At 54.0% G+C, this 17,065-nt stretch carries 17 protein-coding genes and 1 pseudogene; 10 read left to right on the top strand and 8 right to left on the bottom strand.

Going from position 1 to position 17,065, the window contains the following annotated elements:
* Window positions 1-33: 33 nt before the first annotated feature.
* Window positions 34-369 carry a universal stress protein UspB gene (gene uspB / locus M989_RS01915; protein WP_064541289.1) on the bottom strand — a complete coding sequence of 112 codons (336 nt, stop codon included), beginning with the start codon at window positions 367-369 and terminating at the stop codon, window positions 34-36.
* A 378-nt stretch (window positions 370-747) separates the two neighbouring features.
* On the opposite strand from uspB, the gene uspA reads away from it, so the two are divergent.
* Window positions 748-1,185: a universal stress protein UspA gene (gene uspA, locus M989_RS01910; protein ID WP_064541286.1), complete on the top strand. Its 438-nt coding sequence runs from the start codon at window positions 748-750 to the stop codon at window positions 1,183-1,185.
* A 64-nt stretch (window positions 1,186-1,249) separates the two neighbouring features.
* On the opposite strand, the gene rsmJ is transcribed toward uspA, so the two are convergent.
* From rsmJ to M989_RS01895, 3 genes are all read right to left on the bottom strand, one after another.
* The gene (gene rsmJ, locus M989_RS01905; RefSeq protein WP_064541283.1) at window positions 1,250-2,002 is read right to left on the bottom strand and encodes a 16S rRNA (guanine(1516)-N(2))-methyltransferase RsmJ; all 753 of its coding nucleotides are present in this window, start codon (window positions 2,000-2,002) and stop codon (window positions 1,250-1,252) included.
* An 8-nt stretch (window positions 2,003-2,010) separates the two neighbouring features.
* Entirely contained in the window at window positions 2,011-4,053 is a 2,043-nt protein-coding gene (gene prlC, locus M989_RS01900) for an oligopeptidase A (protein ID WP_064541279.1), read from the bottom strand.
* 160 nt (window positions 4,054-4,213) lie between these two features.
* A complete protein-coding gene (locus tag M989_RS01895; RefSeq protein WP_064541277.1) occupies window positions 4,214-4,870 on the bottom strand; it encodes a YidX family protein in 657 nt (218 codons plus the stop codon).
* Window positions 4,871-5,062: 192 nt separating this feature from the next.
* Here M989_RS01895 and M989_RS01890 point away from each other — a divergent pair, with 192 nt between their 5' ends.
* From M989_RS01890 to gorA, 3 genes are all read left to right on the top strand, one after another.
* A complete protein-coding gene (locus tag M989_RS01890; RefSeq protein WP_064541273.1) occupies window positions 5,063-5,509 on the top strand; it encodes a hypothetical protein in 447 nt (148 codons plus the stop codon).
* Between the two features lie 120 nt (window positions 5,510-5,629).
* The gene (locus M989_RS01885) at window positions 5,630-6,472 is read left to right on the top strand and encodes a 23S rRNA (adenine(2030)-N(6))-methyltransferase RlmJ (protein WP_064541271.1); all 843 of its coding nucleotides are present in this window, start codon (window positions 5,630-5,632) and stop codon (window positions 6,470-6,472) included.
* 105 nt (window positions 6,473-6,577) lie between these two features.
* Complete coding sequence (gorA, locus tag M989_RS01880; protein ID WP_064541268.1) at window positions 6,578-7,930, top strand: glutathione-disulfide reductase; 1,353 nt, start codon at window positions 6,578-6,580, stop codon at window positions 7,928-7,930.
* A 74-nt stretch (window positions 7,931-8,004) separates the two neighbouring features.
* Here the strand turns inward: gorA and M989_RS01875 are convergent, their stop codons facing one another.
* Window positions 8,005-8,745 (bottom strand): MipA/OmpV family protein, encoded by a 741-nt coding sequence (locus M989_RS01875; RefSeq protein ID WP_064541265.1) that lies wholly within the window; start codon window positions 8,743-8,745, stop codon window positions 8,005-8,007.
* A gap of 120 nt (window positions 8,746-8,865) precedes the next feature.
* Here M989_RS01875 and M989_RS01870 point away from each other — a divergent pair, with 120 nt between their 5' ends.
* Window positions 8,866-9,795, top strand: coding sequence for a LysR family transcriptional regulator (locus M989_RS01870; protein ID WP_064541262.1), 930 nt, complete (start codon window positions 8,866-8,868; stop codon window positions 9,793-9,795).
* 7 nt (window positions 9,796-9,802) lie between these two features.
* On the opposite strand, the gene M989_RS01865 is transcribed toward M989_RS01870, so the two are convergent.
* Window positions 9,803-11,395, bottom strand: a complete 1,593-nt coding sequence (locus tag M989_RS01865) for an STY4199 family HEPN domain-containing protein (protein WP_064541258.1) — start codon at window positions 11,393-11,395, stop codon at window positions 9,803-9,805.
* 136 nt (window positions 11,396-11,531) lie between these two features.
* Here M989_RS01865 and M989_RS01860 point away from each other — a divergent pair, with 136 nt between their 5' ends.
* Both M989_RS01860 and M989_RS01855 read left to right on the top strand, forming a co-directional pair.
* Window positions 11,532-12,077, top strand: coding sequence for a GNAT family N-acetyltransferase (locus M989_RS01860; RefSeq protein WP_083965109.1), 546 nt, complete (start codon window positions 11,532-11,534; stop codon window positions 12,075-12,077).
* 53 nt (window positions 12,078-12,130) lie between these two features.
* Window positions 12,131-12,574, top strand: coding sequence for a lysozyme (locus M989_RS01855; protein ID WP_064541252.1), 444 nt, complete (start codon window positions 12,131-12,133; stop codon window positions 12,572-12,574).
* On the opposite strand, the gene M989_RS01850 is transcribed toward M989_RS01855, so the two are convergent.
* Both M989_RS01850 and M989_RS01845 read right to left on the bottom strand, forming a co-directional pair.
* Window positions 12,551-13,177, bottom strand: coding sequence for a response regulator transcription factor (locus M989_RS01850; protein ID WP_064541249.1), 627 nt, complete (start codon window positions 13,175-13,177; stop codon window positions 12,551-12,553). The two genes, M989_RS01855 and M989_RS01850, sit on opposite strands and share 24 nt — an antisense overlap.
* Window positions 13,178-13,507: 330 nt before the next feature.
* Window positions 13,508-14,266, bottom strand: coding sequence for an SDR family NAD(P)-dependent oxidoreductase (locus M989_RS01845; protein WP_064541246.1), 759 nt, complete (start codon window positions 14,264-14,266; stop codon window positions 13,508-13,510).
* Window positions 14,267-14,385: 119 nt separating this feature from the next.
* On the opposite strand from M989_RS01845, the gene M989_RS01840 reads away from it, so the two are divergent.
* From M989_RS01840 to M989_RS01830, 3 genes and pseudogenes are all read left to right on the top strand, one after another.
* Complete coding sequence (locus M989_RS01840) at window positions 14,386-15,285, top strand: LysR family transcriptional regulator (protein WP_064541243.1); 900 nt, start codon at window positions 14,386-14,388, stop codon at window positions 15,283-15,285.
* 123 nt (window positions 15,286-15,408) lie between these two features.
* Window positions 15,409-16,335: pseudogene (yhjD, locus tag M989_RS01835) on the top strand (inner membrane protein YhjD); the annotation flags it as partial.
* Window positions 16,336-16,598: 263 nt separating this feature from the next.
* A partial coding sequence (locus M989_RS01830; RefSeq protein ID WP_157093504.1) for an MFS transporter occupies window positions 16,599-17,065 on the top strand: 467 nt, incomplete at its 3' end.

The raw sequence follows: 17,065 nt of genomic DNA, 5'->3' as shown, positions 1-17,065 counted from the left end.
AACGGGTCAGGAAACTGGCCCGTTTTTTTTTACTCAGTGCCAAATCATCAGGGCAATTAAGCTAATCACCACCAGGCCACACAGCGAACTGGTCAAAATAAACTGACGACGGACCCGGTCACAGCGGCGAATAAACTCATCATCATGATGATCGCGATACCGCTGCCCGTAGATATACCAGACCAGGCGTATTTGTTTACCCGGCTGACCGTGCGAGGTAAAGAAACCACCGCCGTCAACATACTGATAAAGCAAGGGATCGCAACCACGTAGTACAACCAATAATGCACGCAACGATGAAAAGTAACGTGCCATATTTACCACACAAACGACACACAGGGCCCAAAACAGCGCAATCGTGCTGATCATAACTCCTCCCCGGCGACCAGTCCTCGGAGACCCCAGGACATCTCGCTCCCCAATAACCCACCAACACCTCAGTAAAAGAGTGCGATTCAGATCACGTTTATTTATCCGAACGGCTCATTAAATAGTGTAGGAGATCAGTTAAATTTTTTACCACAAGGTTAATCGTTATCAATACGTAAGATGGAAAAATTTGTTTAACTAATTGGCGAACCGGATGCATTGACGGCGCCTCAAGGCCGCTATAAGGTAGAAATATCTTCTACAATTAGGTCTTTAAGGGCAAACCCCGCGCAAGTCGCACGCAGGACGCGGGCAAGGGACAGCGCATGGGCTGTCTGGTCCAACAGTCATCGACAACTTTATGGAAGGAGTAACACTATGGCTTACAAACACATTTTGATCGCGGTCGACCTTTCCCCAGAGAGCAAAGTTCTGGTGGAAAAAGCGGTATCAATGGCTCGCCCCTACAATGCAAAAGTTTCGCTGATTCACGTCGACGTAAACTATTCCGATCTCTACACCGGGCTGATTGACGTGAATCTTGGCGATATGCAAAAGCGCATCTCCGAAGAGACCCATCACGCACTGACTGAACTGTCCACCAACGCGGGTTACCCAATCACCGAAACCCTGAGCGGCAGCGGCGACCTGGGCCAGGTGCTGGTTGATGCGATTAAGAAATACGATATGGACCTGGTCGTCTGTGGTCATCACCAGGACTTCTGGAGCAAGCTGATGTCGTCTGCACGTCAGCTCATCAACACGGTCCACGTCGATATGCTGATCGTTCCGCTGCGCGACGACGAAGAAGAATAACTCTCGCGTTGAGCATCGTGAAACGCCTGCGCAAGCAGGCGTTTTTATTTCTAATAACCCGAAATTACTCCGCCGTCCCGGCATAAATATCAAACCGATGCCCTTTGGTCACCACCGCGTTAGGCGTGGCCACGTCTGCTAGCGGCGGCGCGTAGTCCGGGCGCTTCACCACCACGCGTTTGGTTGCCAACCGGCGCGCCGGTTCAAGCAGGCCATCCGCGTCCAGATCCGGCCCCACCAGCGACTGAAACACGCGCATCTCTTTTTTCACCAGCGCGCTTTTCTGCTTATGCGGGAACATCGGGTCGAGATACACCACCTGCGGGCGCGGCGTAATATCGGTTAACGCGGTCAGACTCGAGGCGTGAATCAGCTGTAAACGTTCCTGCAACCACGGGCCAATTTCCGCATCGGCATAGCCGCGCGCCAGGCCGTCATCGAGTAACGCGGCGACCACCGGGTTGCGCTCCAGCATCCGCACGCGGCAGCCGACGGAGGCCAGCACAAACGCATCGCGCCCCAGCCCGGCGGTGGCATCGACCACGTCCGGCAAATAATCGCCTTTGATGCCAACGGCTTTCGCCACCGCTTCACCGCGACCGCCACCAAACTTGCGCCGGTGCGCCATCGCCCCGCCGACAAAATCAACGAAGATGCCGCCAAGTTTCGGTTCGTCTCGCTTACGCAGTTCCAGATGTTCCGGCGTCATCACCAGCGCCATCAGGTTGTCGTCATCGTGCTCCAGCCCCCAGCGGGCGGCCAGAACAGATAAGGCGCCGTCTCCGGCGCCCGTTTCATCCAGTAAACAAATTTTCACGCGAACAATCAGCCCTTGATGCCGTAATGCGCCAGCATGGCATCGAGCTGCGGTTCACGACCGCGGAAGCGTTTGAACAGCGCCATTGGCTCTTCGGAACCGCCACGGGTCAGGATGTTATCGAGGAACGACTGACCGGTTTCACGGTTGAAGATGCCTTCTTCTTCAAAGCGAGAGAACGCATCCGCTGCCAGCACGTCGGCCCACAGATAGCTGTAGTAACCCGCCGCATAGCCGCCGGCAAAGATGTGGCTGAAGGCGTGCGGGAAGCGGCCCCAGGTTGGGCCCGGCACCACGGCGACCTGTTTCTTAATTTCCGCCAGCGTCTCGAGGACTTTCGCCCCCTGCTCCGGGTTGTACTGCGCATGCAGGCGGAAGTCGAACAGGCCGAACTCCAGCTGACGCAGGATAAACAGCGCGGCCTGATAGTTTTTCGCCGCCAGCATTTTATCCAGCAGTTCCTTCGGCAGCGGTTCGCCGGTCTCATAGTGGCCGGAGATAAATGCCAGCGCTTCCGGCTCCCAGCACCAGTTTTCCATAAACTGGCTCGGCAGCTCGACCGCATCCCACGGCACGCCGCTGATACCGGAAACACCGGCAGTTTCGATGCGGGTCAGCATGTGATGCAGGCCATGACCAAATTCGTGGAACAGGGTGATCACTTCGTCATGGGTAAACAGCGCCGGTTTGCCGTTCACCGGACGGTTAAAGTTACAGGTCAGATAGGCGACCGGTTTTTGCAGCGTGCCGTCGGTTTTGCGCATCTGGCCGACGCAGTCGTCCATCCACGCCCCGCCGCGTTTGTGTTCGCGGGCGTACAGGTCGAGGTAGAAGCTGCCGCGCAGTTCGTTGCTTTCGTCATACAGTTCGAAGAAGCGCACTTCCGGGTTCCAGACGTCAACATCAGTACGCTCTTTCGCGGTGATGCCGTAAATACGTTTTACCACTTCAAACAGGCCGTTAACGGCTTTGTTTTCCGGGAAGTACGGACGCAGTTGTTCATCGCTGATGCTGTACAGATGCTGTTTTTGTTTCTCGCTGTAGTAAGCGATATCCCACGGCTGCAGCTCATCAACGCCAAATTCTGCTTTGGCAAAGGCACGCAGCTGGGCCAGCTCTTTTTCACCCTGCGGACGGGCGCGTTTGGCCAGATCGGTCAGGAAGTCGAGCACCTGCTGCGGGTTTTCCGCCATTTTGGTGGCCAGAGATTTAAAGGCGTAGCTTTCGAAGCCCAGCAGCTGTGCCAGCTCGTGACGCAGCGCGAGGATCTCTTCCATTACCGGGGTGTTGTCCCACTTGCCCGCGTTCGGCCCCTGATCGGAGGCGCGGGTGGAGTAGGCGCGATACAGCTCTTCGCGCAATGCCTGGTTGTCGCAGTAGGTCATTACCGGCAGGTAGCTTGGGATATCCAGGGTCAGCAGGTAACCTTCCTGCTCTTTGGCTTCGGCCTGCGCTTTCGCCGCCGCCAGGGCGCTTTCCGGCATGCCGGCCAGCTCGCTTTCGTCGGTCACCAGCTTGCTCCAGCCCATGGTGGCGTCGAGCACGTTGTTGCTGTACTGGTTACCCAGCTCGGACAAACGGGTGGCGATTTCGCCGTATCGCTGCTGTTTCTCTTTCGGCAGGCCGATACCGGACAGTTCAAAATCACGCAGCGCGTTATCGACCGCTTTTTTCTGTGCAGTGTTCAGGGTGGCGTAGTTGTCGCCGTCGCGCAGGTCGCGGTAAGCCTTGTACAGCCCCTCATGCTGGCCAACCCAGGTGCTGTATTCCGACAGCAGCGGCAGCGTCTGCTCGTAGGCTTCACGCAGTTCCGGGCTGTTTTTGACCGAGTTTAAGTGGCTAACTGGCGAGAAAATACGCCCCAGGACATCGTCCACTTCCGCAAGCGGCTGGCAGAGGTTTTCCCAGCTATACGGCGCGCCCTGTGCGACTACGCGCTCCACATTCTCGCGACAGTCGTTCAGTGCCTGAGTGACAGCAGGGACAACATGTTCGGGCTGAATCTGGGAAAATGGCGGTAGTTCGAAAGGGGTCAGTAATGGATTGGTCATTAGCACGGTCCTGTTGAAGTGTGGATAAAACGCGCGACAGGCGCTTTTCGCGATTTAGACAATATGGAGGCGAGTGACATAAAATTCAATCACGTGTAGCTATCATTATAGCGCCAGCATCCAGTGCTGACGCGATTATGCTTACGCCACCGACGCTGACTTAATTAGCGAATATCGCCTTCTGTATAGGGAACGTGGCGGCATCCAGCACCAGAGTGAGTGGCAATAGCCCTTGACCCAACGCAGCCATAGAAACACCGTTTTTATACTCGTAGAACTCAACGTTGAATGGATGATGGAAAGACAACTGCTGTGCAGCACTCTGATCTTTATTTTTCTCATGGATAGTCCCTGCCAGATCGTTGACAAATAAAGATAATATGCAGAGTGAACCGCTATTTTTACACCTAAATCCATAACTCATCGCAGCATCTTTATCTTTTTGATTTGTCCACGCGTAGGTTAAATTAATCCAACCTATGAATATATTATCCTCCTTATCGATCCGAAACTGGACATCGTTTTGTATAGTAATATTTTCCCGGTGAATAACAGGATCTTTTAATAATGCGACGACTTTATCGCCTCCCTGAGTCAGCAAATAGTCATAATTCTTACCCACAAACACCCATCCCGTTTTCCCATTACTGTCTTTACCTAAAGACAACCCGGTAACGGTATCTGATTTCCAGGTGGATTTATGTCCACTACCTCCCCCTGTAGCCGTAAGCAAACCATATGAAATACAGCTAGATAGAGAACAGCAAACCAGTGAGACGCACAACGCACGAACAACACATTTTCCATAATGGAACATGAAGGAATTCCCTCTCTCTTTTATAAAGACCGCCGTTTTAACGGATAAAAAAGAGTAAAACCATTATCATCATCATAAAAAAAATACTTTCAGAATAAATAACGCCAGGATAAGTAAGCGCTAAACCCAGGTACGCTTGTATGTCCGCGTTTCTTCAGTCATAGTTTTAGCGCCAAAATGCAGGGATTGCATATGACCGTGTTATTGCCGATTATCGTACTGATATTTACTGTTTTCTTTATTTTTCCCACCCGAAAATTTTTTTATCGGAGTAACCATCCCGATCAGAAAGATGGGCGTAAATTAATTTCATCCTCTTCGTTGATGCTGCAAAAATTTGGCCGTTCTCGCGGCTACAAAGCGGATTACTACTTTGACGCGCAGAACCTCTATGAGGTCATAGACAGCATCACCTCAACAATACCGCTCGCCAGTATTGTTGAGGTGAAACGAGGAACTACGCGAATCGGTAACCGTTCAGTCTGGTCGGTCGATTGGCTAATAGAAGGACAGCGCAAACAGACTCGCTTCCTGCATAACTACACCCTGTTTAATCCAAGCTTTGCCACATTCCTTGACGCCGTGAAACAGGCTAACCCAAGCGCCAGGGTCAGTCGGTTGACGTTGTTTATACTCTGACTCCACAGCCTACTTGTTTTTCCTCCTGGCCAATGGCGATAAAAGCGCGGGAGCGGTAATCTCTACGGATCTGCGGTAAACTATCGGTTATCTTGTTTAATTCCCGGAATATCCGCATCCATGCTCAGTTATCGCCACAGCTTTCACGCAGGCAACCACGCCGACGTCCTCAAACACACCGTTCAGAGTCTGATCATTGAATCACTGAAAGAGAAAGAGAAGCCGTTTCTCTATCTGGACACCCACGCCGGCGCAGGCCGCTATCAGCTGAGCGGCGAGCATGCCGAAAAGACCGGGGAATACCTGGAAGGCATCGCCCGCATCTGGCAGCAGGACGATCTGCCCGAAGAGCTGGTGCCGTATATTTCGGTGGTTGAGCACTTCAACCGCAGCGGCCAACTGCGTTACTACCCGGGTTCTCCGCTGATTGCCCGCCAGCTGCTGCGTGAGCAGGACAGCCTGCAGATGACCGAGCTGCACCCGAGCGACTTCCCGCTGCTGCGTTCTGAATTCCAGAAAGATAACCGCGCCCGCGTAGAACGCGCCGACGGCTACCAGCAGCTCAAAGCGAAGCTGCCGCCGGCTTCCCGCCGTGGCTTGATTCTGATCGACCCGCCGTATGAAATTAAAACCGACTATCAGGCGGTAGTGAGCGGCATTAGCGAAGGCTACAAGCGTTTTGCTACCGGCACCTATGCGCTGTGGTACCCAGTGGTGCTGCGCCAGCAAATTAAACGCATGATCCACGACCTTGAAGCGACCGGCATTCGCAAAATTCTGCAAATTGAGCTGGCGGTGCGTCCGGACAGCGACCAGCGCGGCATGACCGCCTCCGGCATGATCGTCATCAACCCGCCGTGGAAGCTGGAAGCACAAATGAATAACGTGCTGCCGTGGCTGCACAGCAAGCTGGTTCCAACAGGCATCGGTCATACGCTGGTGAACTGGATCGTGCCGGAGTAATCGCAGGCATCGGTGGAACCTATCAGTTTCAGGTATACAATCGCGAGTATTTTGGCGGGGAGCATGAGGCTCACCCGCTCAACATTGAACGTTTGAGGAGCGGCCATGACCAAACATTACGACTACATCGCCATTGGCGGCGGCAGCGGCGGTATCGCCTCAATCAACCGTGCGGCCATGTACGGCCAGAAGTGCGCGCTGATTGAAGCCAAAGATCTGGGCGGTACCTGCGTTAACGTCGGCTGCGTGCCGAAAAAAGTGATGTGGCATGCCGCGCAGATTCGCGAAGCGATTCATATGTATGGCCCGGACTACGGTTTCGACACCACCATCAATAACTTTGATTGGGACAAACTGGTTGCCAGCCGTACCGCGTACATTGACCGTATCCATACCTCTTACGACAACGTGTTGGGTAAGAATAAAGTTGATGTGATCAAAGGCTTTGCCCGCTTCGTCGATGCCAAAACCATCGAAGTGAACGGCGAGACGATCACCGCCGATCATATCCTGATCGCCACCGGTGGCCGCCCAAGCCATCCGAATATTCCGGGCGTGGAATACGGTATCGACTCCGACGGTTTCTTCGAACTTCCGGCACTGCCGAAGCGCGTGGCCGTAGTCGGCGCAGGCTATATCGCCGTTGAGCTGGCGGGCGTCATTAACGGCCTGGGCGCGGAAACTCACCTGTTCGTGCGTAAACATGCGCCGCTGCGTAGCTTCGATCCGCTGATCGTCGAGACGCTGGTTGAAGTGATGAACGCCGAAGGCCCACAGCTGCACACTCACGCCATTCCGCAAGCGGTGGTCAAGAATGCCGATGGTAGCCTAACCCTGACGCTGGAAGATGGCCGCAGCCAAACCGTGGATTGCCTGATTTGGGCGATTGGCCGCGAACCGGCTACCGACAACTTCAACCTCGCGGCTACCGGCGTGAAAACCAACGATAAAGGCTATATCGTCGTTGATAAGTTCCAGAATACTAACGTGCCTGGCATTTATGCCGTGGGCGATAACACTGGCGCCGTTGAGCTAACTCCGGTCGCGGTTGCCGCAGGTCGTCGTCTGTCTGAGCGTCTGTTTAACAACAAGCCAGACGAACATCTGGACTACAGCAACATCCCGACCGTGGTCTTCAGCCATCCGCCGATCGGTACCGTTGGCTTAACCGAGCCGCAGGCACGTGAGCAGTACGGCGACGATGCCGTGAAGGTCTATAAATCCTCCTTCACCGCCATGTATACCGCCGTCACCTCCCACCGTCAGCCGTGCCGCATGAAGCTGGTCTGCGTTGGCCCGGAAGAGAAAATTGTCGGTATTCACGGCATCGGATTCGGTATGGATGAAATTCTGCAAGGCTTCGCCGTGGCGCTGAAAATGGGCGCGACCAAGAAAGACTTCGACAATACCGTGGCGATTCACCCGACTGCTGCGGAAGAGTTTGTCACCATGCGCTAAGTCGCTGGGCCCGAACGACAAAAGCCAGACGAAAGTCTGGCTTTTTTATGGCCCGTCACCGGGAAGCGCGATAATCAGAATCGCCAGCTTACCCCGGTCAGCAGCGTAAGGCTGTCATCCCTGTCGACCATCGGGCTGTTTTTAATTTCATCCGGCAGGACGCTATAGCTGGCGTTGGCCAGCAGAATCAGGTTACGGGTCAGCGGGTATTTCAACGTCAGCCCCACGTACGGCATCCAGCTCTCCCCTGGCGTTCGCGCCGCTAAACCGCTGCGGCGGGACTCTGCCCCCGAAACGCCGTAGTAGTAACGGTTAAAGCTGTCGTCATAGTAATAAACGCCCACAGCAGGCGTAATAGACAGAGCCCCTACCGGCAGCACGCGGAACCAGGACAGTTCGCCCACCCAGCCATTACTGTTATCCAGCACATCCGCCGCCGCGGACAACTTCAGGCTCCCCCACTTCTCATGGTGATACCATGCCGCTCCGGCCATCGCGGTACTGTTACGCTTGTCCAACTGCTTCATGGTGCGATCGTCGTTATCCGACGGGTCAAACGTTAGCGGCAGCCATGATGCCGTCAGGCTGACCTCGTCACGATTGCCTTTAAACAACGCGTAGCCCAATGTGGTCTGTCGAATATAAAAAGAATTACCTTCGTAATTTATAATGGGTACCGCATGAGTATTTTCATTATATCCGCGATAAACCGACTCATTATATATTACACCCGCCCCGACAGATAAATTTCCCGCCGTAGCATCCGCGATAAATGAGAGCGACAGAAGCAGCATCGCCGTACGCTTAATTGACATTCCTGAGGTTCCAACCTAATATCATATCCTGATACCAAATATGATAATGGTCGTATTTATATTGCTGCAATCTCAATATTTATATAACACTATATCAACTTATATATACAGAGCCCGGTGATGAAAAAACTCCAGATTAAACCGCAGGAATTAAAAATAATTTCGGTGATTGCAGCCAGTGAAAACGTCAGCCATGCCGCCACCATACTCGGGATGGCGCAGGCCAACGTGAGCAAGTATCTTGCTGATGTTGAATCAAAAATGGGTTTAAAGATCTTTGAACGCACTTCCCGAAAGCTGTCGTTAACGCGTTTTGGCGAGTCATTGCTGCCCTACGTCAACGACCTGTTAGAGAAAGAGAACCAGCTAAATAATTTCATCTCTGATTATAAGCATGAGAAAAATGGCCGCGTTACGATCTACGCCCCAACCATGATTAACGCTTATTTAGCGAAAAACGTGGTCAATACAATTAAAGATATTGGCAACATTACGCTTTGCTTAAAAACATTTAACCTTGAACGTAAATCATTTTACGAAGGTTCAGATTTTCCAGAGGATTGCGATATATTACTTTCCTGCGTCCGCCCCAAAAATGAATCACTGGTTGCCAACTTTATTACGAAATATGCGGTCAGCGCCTATGCCAGCACACAGTACCTCGCGGAGCACCCGATCAACGCTCCCGAAGAGCTTGAACAACACTCCTGCATCCTGCTGGATTCGATGATGATTGATGATGCCAATATCTGGCGGTTTAGCCTTGCGGGCAGCCAGGAAGTGCGTGATTTTCGTGTTAAAGGCCACTACGTGTGCGATAACAGCCAGTCAGCGCTGGAGCTGGCACGGAATGGTTTAGGCATCGTCTTTGCGCCGAAAAATAGCGTACAGGCCGATATTCACGCTGGCGTGTTAGCCCCTTGCTTTGCCGAACAATATGAGTGGTGGCTGGATCTGGTCGCCATCTACCGTAAGCGTGAATATCAGCCGTGGCGGGTTCAGTTTATCCTTAATGAGGTACTGGAAGAGATTCGCCGTCAGGTGGCATGAAGAGTTATTAACGAATCACCTCATAGATAGATCGCTGTATCAGCAGCCATTTTTTGCTTTCCGCATCGCCCGTAGCCTGATTGCGCCGCTGTGCGTTATCCACCGCCTGCCGCTGACGGGCCACGACCGCCGGGATCGTGCAGAAGGCCTGAAGATAGGATTTTCGCACCGCATTAAGCGGTGCGCCCTGCGACATCTCGTGCGTAAGAGTATTGATAAACCGTCGGCAGGGCTTCGGTTCGTCCATCTGCAGGCGGTAGCGTAAGAGCAGATTAAGCACCGCCTGATGCCCCGCGGACATCGCCAAATCCGTCCAGGCTAACTGCCAGTTCATCCCTCCGCGTAAAAAGAGCTCGGCGACCTCAATATTATTGCTATCGATCGCCGAACGCAGCGCATTGCTGTCCCAAAGAATCCCGCGCCGAGCGAGGATTTCACGGGGCGAAGGCGTCGCACGATCCTCCGCAGCGATGGCCTGTTCTTCAATCGATGATACCGCAGACGGCACCGTCTCGGGCACCGCGGTAAGTAGCCAGATGCCGCCCAGCACCATCCCCAGCACCGTCACGCCCACCGCACACCACAGCACGGCAGCGAGAATACGATCACGCGTATCGGCGCGCTGTCGTGTTTTCTGCGACAGCCGCTCGATGCTGTCAGGAATGGGCCGCCCATCCTGACCGTAGGCGCGCGCATAGTCATGCGCCTGCTCCCAGAACTGCTGTACCTCAGCGCCGTCTGCGGCCATCAGGCTGGCAGGATTAACGCGGGTGCGCCCCTGCTCATAGGCGCGCTGAACCGGCGCGGCAATCTGCTGCGCGTATAGGTCCAGCAGCAGGCACTCCATTTCCCCCAACGTCCGATGGGCAAGTACCGAATTTCGCATCCGCCGGATGTCATCAAGAAACAGGTGCAGCGTTAAGCGCTGCTCGGCCAGAAACGTCAGCGCGGCCGCATAGTTGAAGAACGAAGTGAAATGGCGGGAGAACGTTTTCTTATCGATAAGCAACAGCGCTATCTCGCTGAAGGTCATGCCGTCAAGCCGTTCGCCCGACGGACTTCGCGAGTGCCAACGGCTGCACTCATGCGCCCCGAACTGCGACTTCAGAAAATGATGCAAATGCGGTTCGTCAGGCCAAACCTCGCCGATCAGCCCGCGGAGGGTCAGCTCAACGGCCCGAATCTGGCGCAAGGCGGGCTCCTGAGGCTGTTCGGCATCGCTGGCATAGCCCGTGTTAAACATGAGCAGAGGCTGCTGCTGCTTGATTTGCTCCAGCGTCACGACAAAGCGCAGCGCCGCAATCAACTGGTTCTCCGTCGCGCCTTGCCCGTGTTCATACGAGGGAATGCCCTGCTGAAGGTGACGCAACTGCAGCATAAACTCACTCAGTTGGCTGTCGTTGACGCCGAGGCGCTGGGCGACGGCCCCCCAACCGCCGAGATTCAGCCGGGCCTGATCCAACTGCTCCAGAAACCAGCGGGGATCTTTGCCCTCCGTCACGCGGAGCTTAAGCAGGGTGAGTATTTCAATGGAGGCCTGGCGAATAATGCTCAGGCAATGCTCAAAGTGCTGACCAACCTGACGCGACGACGTCGACATCTTCACGTTCCTTCACCAACGGCAAGGCCGATTCACCTTAGGGTTAATATGTTATTTTTATGTAATTTTTGTCGTTACACCATAGACGAAATCAGGCAAATTAACAGTCCTGTGTCCCCACTCAGAATGTGAAATTATGATCGCGCTCACCACCGAACGTTTAGTCTGCACACAGCTTGTCGACAGCGATTGGCGCTTCTTTCTCGCTCTCCAGCAGCACCCGCAGGTGATGCGCTATGTGGCGGACAAGCGCAGTGAGAGCGAGATCCGCGCCGCCTTTGATTCCCGACTGCCTCACTGGTCTCCCGGTGACGCACACTGGCTCTGCCTGCTGGTTCGCGATAGGCAAAACTCGGCGCTCGGCATCACCGGCTATATTCATCGCGACCACGACTGCGCGGAAGTGGGATTTTTATTCGCCCCTGAATCGCAGGGCAAAGGCTACGGTACTGAATCACTGCGCGCAGTATGCGACTATGCCTTTGGCCGCGGCGGCATACGTCGTCTGACGGCGACGGTCACCGCAGGCAATATCGCCTCACGCCGCACGCTGGAAAAACTCGGATTCCGCCTTGAGGGTGAGCTGCGCGAGAGCTATTTCCTCGCGGGGCAGTGGCACAATGACTGGCTTTTTGGCCTACTCAGCCACGAGTATGATAATTCCCCGTCATCCGGCCAATAGGCGAGCCTGCACGGCTCTTTTACACTTCTCGCCTCACCCGAAGAGAGGTCATTATGAGCACAGGCATCACCACGCCGAGCCCGCAGGGTTTGGAATTTATCAAGCGCTTTCAGGGACTTTCGCTGGAGAAATACCGCGATGCAGAGGGGTTATGGGTGATTGGCTATGGGCATCTGATTCGCGAAGGGGAGCGTTTTGATGGGTGCTTAACTCACGCGCAGGCGGAGATGCTGTTTGAACAGGATGTGGAAAACTATCGACAGTGGCTTTGTCAGGGTATCAACGCGCCGCTGGCTCAGCATCAGTTCGACGCGCTGCTGTCGCTGGCCTTTAGCCTGGGGCTGGAAGGGTTACGTCAATCGGCGATAGTGCAAGCCATTAACCGCCGGGATTTTAATGCGGCGTTGGCCGAGTGGCTCCGTGAAGAAGAGCAACAAAGCAGCCTGGCGTTCCAACGCCAGGCTGAAGCCTCGTTATTCCAGTCCACCGGGCTGTAAGTCCTGACGGTGATTAAGCAGCATCGCCGCCTGGGTCCGATTCTTCACATCCAGACGGCGGTACAAAGACTCCAGATGCGCTTTCACCGTCCCGGCGCTAATATTCAGCGTCCGGCTAATCTCTTTATTGGTTTCACCGTTCGCCAGGAGGGTTAATATTTCTCGCTGGCGCTGACTTAAATTGTCCAGACCCTGTTTTGTTTGTTCATATTCCATTCGCCAGTCACCCGGCAGGCAGATTAACCCACGCATGACGCTTTTGATAGTTTGGACGAATACTTCCACGCTGGCATCACGCGGAATTATCGCCTGCACATTAAACGCCATCATATTGCTGAGCCAGGCCTGGTTATATTCATTGACGATGATGATGCATTTAGATTCCGGAAACTGCTGGAACTTCTCCTGCAACAACCACTGACAAAATCCGGGATCCATTCCCCCATCCAGAATGAGCAGCGCGTCCGGATGCTGTAAAAACTGCCGCCACAGATCATCAGCCTGGCTGACGGCATACACATCAATTCCTGGAATATTTTCCTGTAAGCTGATTCTCATTCCATGAATAAATATTGACTGCCTGTCAAACATGACTACCTGCATAACGGTTTCCCCATTAAAAAATAAACTGTTCTTAATGACCGGAAGAGTAATCCTCGCGGCATAAAATAAGAACTCGCCGTTTGGCCTGGGGCATTCTACGTAGATAAATGGCGATCTAAATATCATAATTATGAATACTTACAACCCTCGAAGGGGCATTACGCATTAACATAACCCATCACATTATGATTAAGGAAAAACTGAGAGAATGGACGAAGAATAAATATTAATTTCGCGAAATATAAAACATTACTGAATAAAGGGAAGGCCAGAAATGAAATAAGTCCAGATTCGGACTTATTTCAGCACAATATGAATAGTGAGCAGCGGTTACAGGAACATTCCGCCGGAAACTTCGATACGCTGTGCGGTCATCCAGCGCAGGTTGTCGCTAAGCAGCGCGGCGATGGCGTCGCCGATATCGTCCGGCAGGCCAACACGGCCTAGCGCGGTTTGCGAGGCCACGTATTGATTCAGCTCTTCGTTGTCGCGCACGCGTCCACCGCCAAAGTCGGTTTCAATGGCCCCTGGCGCGATACTGTTGACGGAGATCCCTCGCGCACCCAGTTCTTTTGCCTGGTAACGGGTGAGGACTTCCATCGCCCCTTTCATCGACGCATAAGCCGCGTAACCCGGCAGTGCAAATCGCGCCAGTCCGGTCGAGACGTTAAGAATCCGCCCACCGTCAGCCATCAGTGGCAGAAGCTGCTGGGTGAGGAAGAACGGCCCTTTAAAATGAATGTTCATCAGCTCATCGAACAGCGCTTCTGATGTCTCGGCAAACGGCGCATAGAGGCCGATACCGGCGTTGTTCACTAAATAATCAAACGTCTCCCGACCCCACACCTGATTAAGCTGGTTTTTCACCTGTTCGGCAAAGACGGCAAAGCTCGCGGTTTCGCTGACGTTCAGCTGCAATGCCGCCGCTTTCGCCCCCGTTTTCTCCACTTCGGCGACAACCTGTAGGGCAGCATCATGTTGGCTGTTGTAGGTAAAAATAATATCCGTTCCCTGTGCGGCGAGCTTCAGCACTGCATTTTTTCCCAATCCGCGGCTGCCGCCGGTCACAATCGCAATACGCTGGTTCATAGGAAACCTCATTTCAGGTGGTGTGTACGTTGAGAACAAGCTTATTAGGTGATAAAAGAACAATAAATACTGCTAATTACGCTTCACTGTCTCAATCACGACAACAATAGGTCATTCTGATGGATAAAATTCACGCAATGCAGCTATTCATCCGCGTGGCCGAACTGGAGAGTTTTTCCCGGGCGGCCGACACGCTGGGCCTTCCTAAAGGTAGCGTATCGCGACAGATTCAGGCGCTGGAAAACCACCTTGGCTGCCGCCTGCTGCATCGTACCACCCGCCGCGTGCTGCTGACTCAGGATGGGATGGTCTACTTTGAGCGTGCTAAAGATCTCCTGAGCAATCTCGATGAGCTGGACGGCATGTTCCAGAACGACCCCAGCACCATCAGTGGTCGATTGCGGGTGGATATGCCGGTCGCTATCGCCCGTAACGTCGTCATTCCCCGCCTGCCCGAATTTTTGCAGCACTATCCCGGCATCGAACTGGAACTCAGCAGCAGCGACCGCCTGGTGGATGTCATTCGTGAAGGATTTGACTGCGTGGTGCGCGTCGGCGCGCTGAAAGATTCCGGGTTGATTGCCCGTCCGCTCGGCAAGCTCACCATTATCAACTGCGCCAGTCCGGCGTATCTCGCCCGCTTCGGCTATCCGGAATCACTGGAAGATCTTAGCAGCCATGCGCTGGTACACTATGCGGTGAACCTCGGTGTGCGTCCGCAAGGGTTTGAAGTGGCGAGAGATAACGGAACGCAGTGGATAAAAACCGGCGGCGTACTGACGGTCAACAGTACCGAAACCTACCACGCCGCCTGCCTGGCGGGGCTGGGGATCATTCAGGCACCGCGCGTCGGCGTTCGCGATGCGCTGCGCGGCGGCACGCTGGTAGAAATTCTGCCGCAATATCGGGCGGAACCGATGCCGGTATCGCTGATTTACCCTCACCGCCGTAACCTGTCGCGCCGGGTACATGTGTTGATGGAGTGGTTAACCGAGGTGCTGCGCGACTATGTCGATTGAATCTGGCACCCCGGTCGGGGCAAACCGCACCGCCTCCTGATAACCCTCTATACTTAAGTAAAAGCAATAAAAAGGAAATTTCCCCTGATGACGTCGGAAAACAACGACAAACGTCTACAGCATAAGGCCAGCAAAGCGCTGGATACCGTCACCAGCACGGCGCAGAAGATTCAGCGCCGCCCGGTCATCGCCCACCTGATTCGCGCCGCTGAACGCTTCAATGACCGAATGGGTAACCAGTTCGGGGCGGCGATTACCTACTTCTCATTTTTATCGATGATTCCGATCCTGATGGTGTCGTTTGCCGCCGCCGGTTTTATCCTCGCGTCACATCCGACGCTACTGCAGGATATCTTCAATAAAATCCTCAACAACGTCAGCGACCCCACGCTGGCCGCGACCTTAAAAAGTACCATTAATACCGCCGTCCAGCAGCGTACCACCGTCGGCCTGGTCGGGCTGGGCATTGCCCTTTACTCCGGCGTGAACTGGATGGGTAACCTGCGCGAAGCGATTCGCGCACAGTCGCGCGACGTCTGGGAGCGCACGCCGCAAGACCAGGAGGCCATCTGGGTAAAATACCTGCGTGACTTCGTGTCGCTGATTGGCCTGCTGGTTGCGCTGATTGTCACGCTGTCCATCACCTCGGTGGCCGGTTCCGCCCAGCAGATGATTATCTCCGCGCTGTACCTCGACAGCATCGAGTGGCTGAAACCCGCCTGGCGACTGATTGGCCTGGCGATCTCTATCTTCGCCAACTACCTGCTGTTCTTCTGGATTTTCTGGCGCCTGCCTCGCCATCGTCCGCGTAAGAAAGCATTAATTCGCGGCACCTTTATTGCCGCCATCGGTTTTGAAGTGATCAAAATTATCATGACCTGGACGCTGCCAACGCTGGTGAAATCACCTTCCGGCGCGGCGTTTGGTTCGGTGCTTGGCCTGATGGCGTTCTTCTACTTCTTCGCCCGTCTGACCCTGTTCTGCGCCGCATGGATTGCCACCGCAGAGTACAAAGATGACCCGCGCATGCCGGGCAAAACCCACCGTTAAGCCTACCGCTGGGCTGAAAACTTCAGCCCAGCCCATCGTTTCAGCATATAAATCCAGCTTGTAACTTTTATTTAACCAAAAACCAGTTTTATCCTCTAAGCTTTAAAAAATGTGAAGCATTTCATGGATGCCAATTTCCTGGTATAAAAATTATCCACTTTTTCCCCTTCTTTGCGTCATTTTACAATCCTGTTACAGATTGAAATGTCGCTTTTGCTATGTCTAATATGGCCTTTCGTTCGCTATACATATTAGAAAAGACTATGACCAGCACAACACTCGACAACGACCAGGCAACCGCTCCGGTTAACTCGCGTAACAAAGTCGTCGTGGCTTCGCTTATCGGCACCGCCATTGAGTTTTTCGACTTCTATATTTACGCCACTGCGGCGGTGATCGTCTTCCCGCACATCTTCTTCCCGCAGGGCGATCCGACGGCGGCCACGCTGCAATCGCTGGCCACGTTCGCCATTGCCTTCGTCGCACGCCCTATCGGTTCCGCGCTATTTGGCCACTTCGGCGACCGCGTTGGCCGTAAGGTGACGCTGGTTGCTTCACTGCTTACCATGGGGATCTCCACCGTGGTGATCGGCCTGCTGCCGAGTTACGAATCCATTGGCATTCTGGCGCCGATGCTGCTGGCGCTGGCGCGCTTTGGCCAGGGTCTGGGGCTTGGCGGCGAATGGGGCGGCGCGGCGCTGCTGGCGACCGAGAACGCCCCGCCGCGTAA

Origin of the sequence: Kluyvera georgiana ATCC 51603 (genome assembly GCF_001654985.1) — a bacterium.
Lineage (GTDB): Bacteria > Pseudomonadota > Gammaproteobacteria > Enterobacterales > Enterobacteriaceae > Kluyvera > Kluyvera georgiana.
Note: the sequence above shows the minus strand (reverse complement) of the source record. Positions and strands in the feature narration are given on the sequence as shown.

What these genes read in the sequence shown, in the direction of transcription:
- uspB (WP_064541289.1), bottom strand. Translation starts at nt 369, where the DNA reads ATGATCAGCACGATTGCGCTGTTTTGGGCCCTGTGTGTCGTTTGTGTG.
- uspA (WP_064541286.1), top strand. Translation starts at nt 748, where the DNA reads ATGGCTTACAAACACATTTTGATCGCGGTCGACCTTTCCCCAGAGAGC.
- prlC (WP_064541279.1), bottom strand. Translation starts at nt 4,053, where the DNA reads ATGACCAATCCATTACTGACCCCTTTCGAACTACCGCCATTTTCCCAG.
- M989_RS01895 (WP_064541277.1), bottom strand. Translation starts at nt 4,870, where the DNA reads ATGTTCCATTATGGAAAATGTGTTGTTCGTGCGTTGTGCGTCTCACTG.
- M989_RS01890 (WP_064541273.1), top strand. Translation starts at nt 5,063, where the DNA reads ATGACCGTGTTATTGCCGATTATCGTACTGATATTTACTGTTTTCTTT.
- M989_RS01885 (WP_064541271.1), top strand. Translation starts at nt 5,630, where the DNA reads ATGCTCAGTTATCGCCACAGCTTTCACGCAGGCAACCACGCCGACGTC.
- gorA (WP_064541268.1), top strand. Translation starts at nt 6,578, where the DNA reads ATGACCAAACATTACGACTACATCGCCATTGGCGGCGGCAGCGGCGGT.
- M989_RS01875 (WP_064541265.1), bottom strand. Translation starts at nt 8,745, where the DNA reads ATGTCAATTAAGCGTACGGCGATGCTGCTTCTGTCGCTCTCATTTATC.
- M989_RS01870 (WP_064541262.1), top strand. Translation starts at nt 8,866, where the DNA reads ATGAAAAAACTCCAGATTAAACCGCAGGAATTAAAAATAATTTCGGTG.
- M989_RS01865 (WP_064541258.1), bottom strand. Translation starts at nt 11,395, where the DNA reads ATGTCGACGTCGTCGCGTCAGGTTGGTCAGCACTTTGAGCATTGCCTG.
- M989_RS01860 (WP_083965109.1), top strand. Translation starts at nt 11,532, where the DNA reads ATGATCGCGCTCACCACCGAACGTTTAGTCTGCACACAGCTTGTCGAC.
- M989_RS01855 (WP_064541252.1), top strand. Translation starts at nt 12,131, where the DNA reads ATGAGCACAGGCATCACCACGCCGAGCCCGCAGGGTTTGGAATTTATC.
- M989_RS01850 (WP_064541249.1), bottom strand. Translation starts at nt 13,177, where the DNA reads ATGCAGGTAGTCATGTTTGACAGGCAGTCAATATTTATTCATGGAATG.
- M989_RS01845 (WP_064541246.1), bottom strand. Translation starts at nt 14,266, where the DNA reads ATGAACCAGCGTATTGCGATTGTGACCGGCGGCAGCCGCGGATTGGGA.
- M989_RS01840 (WP_064541243.1), top strand. Translation starts at nt 14,386, where the DNA reads ATGGATAAAATTCACGCAATGCAGCTATTCATCCGCGTGGCCGAACTG.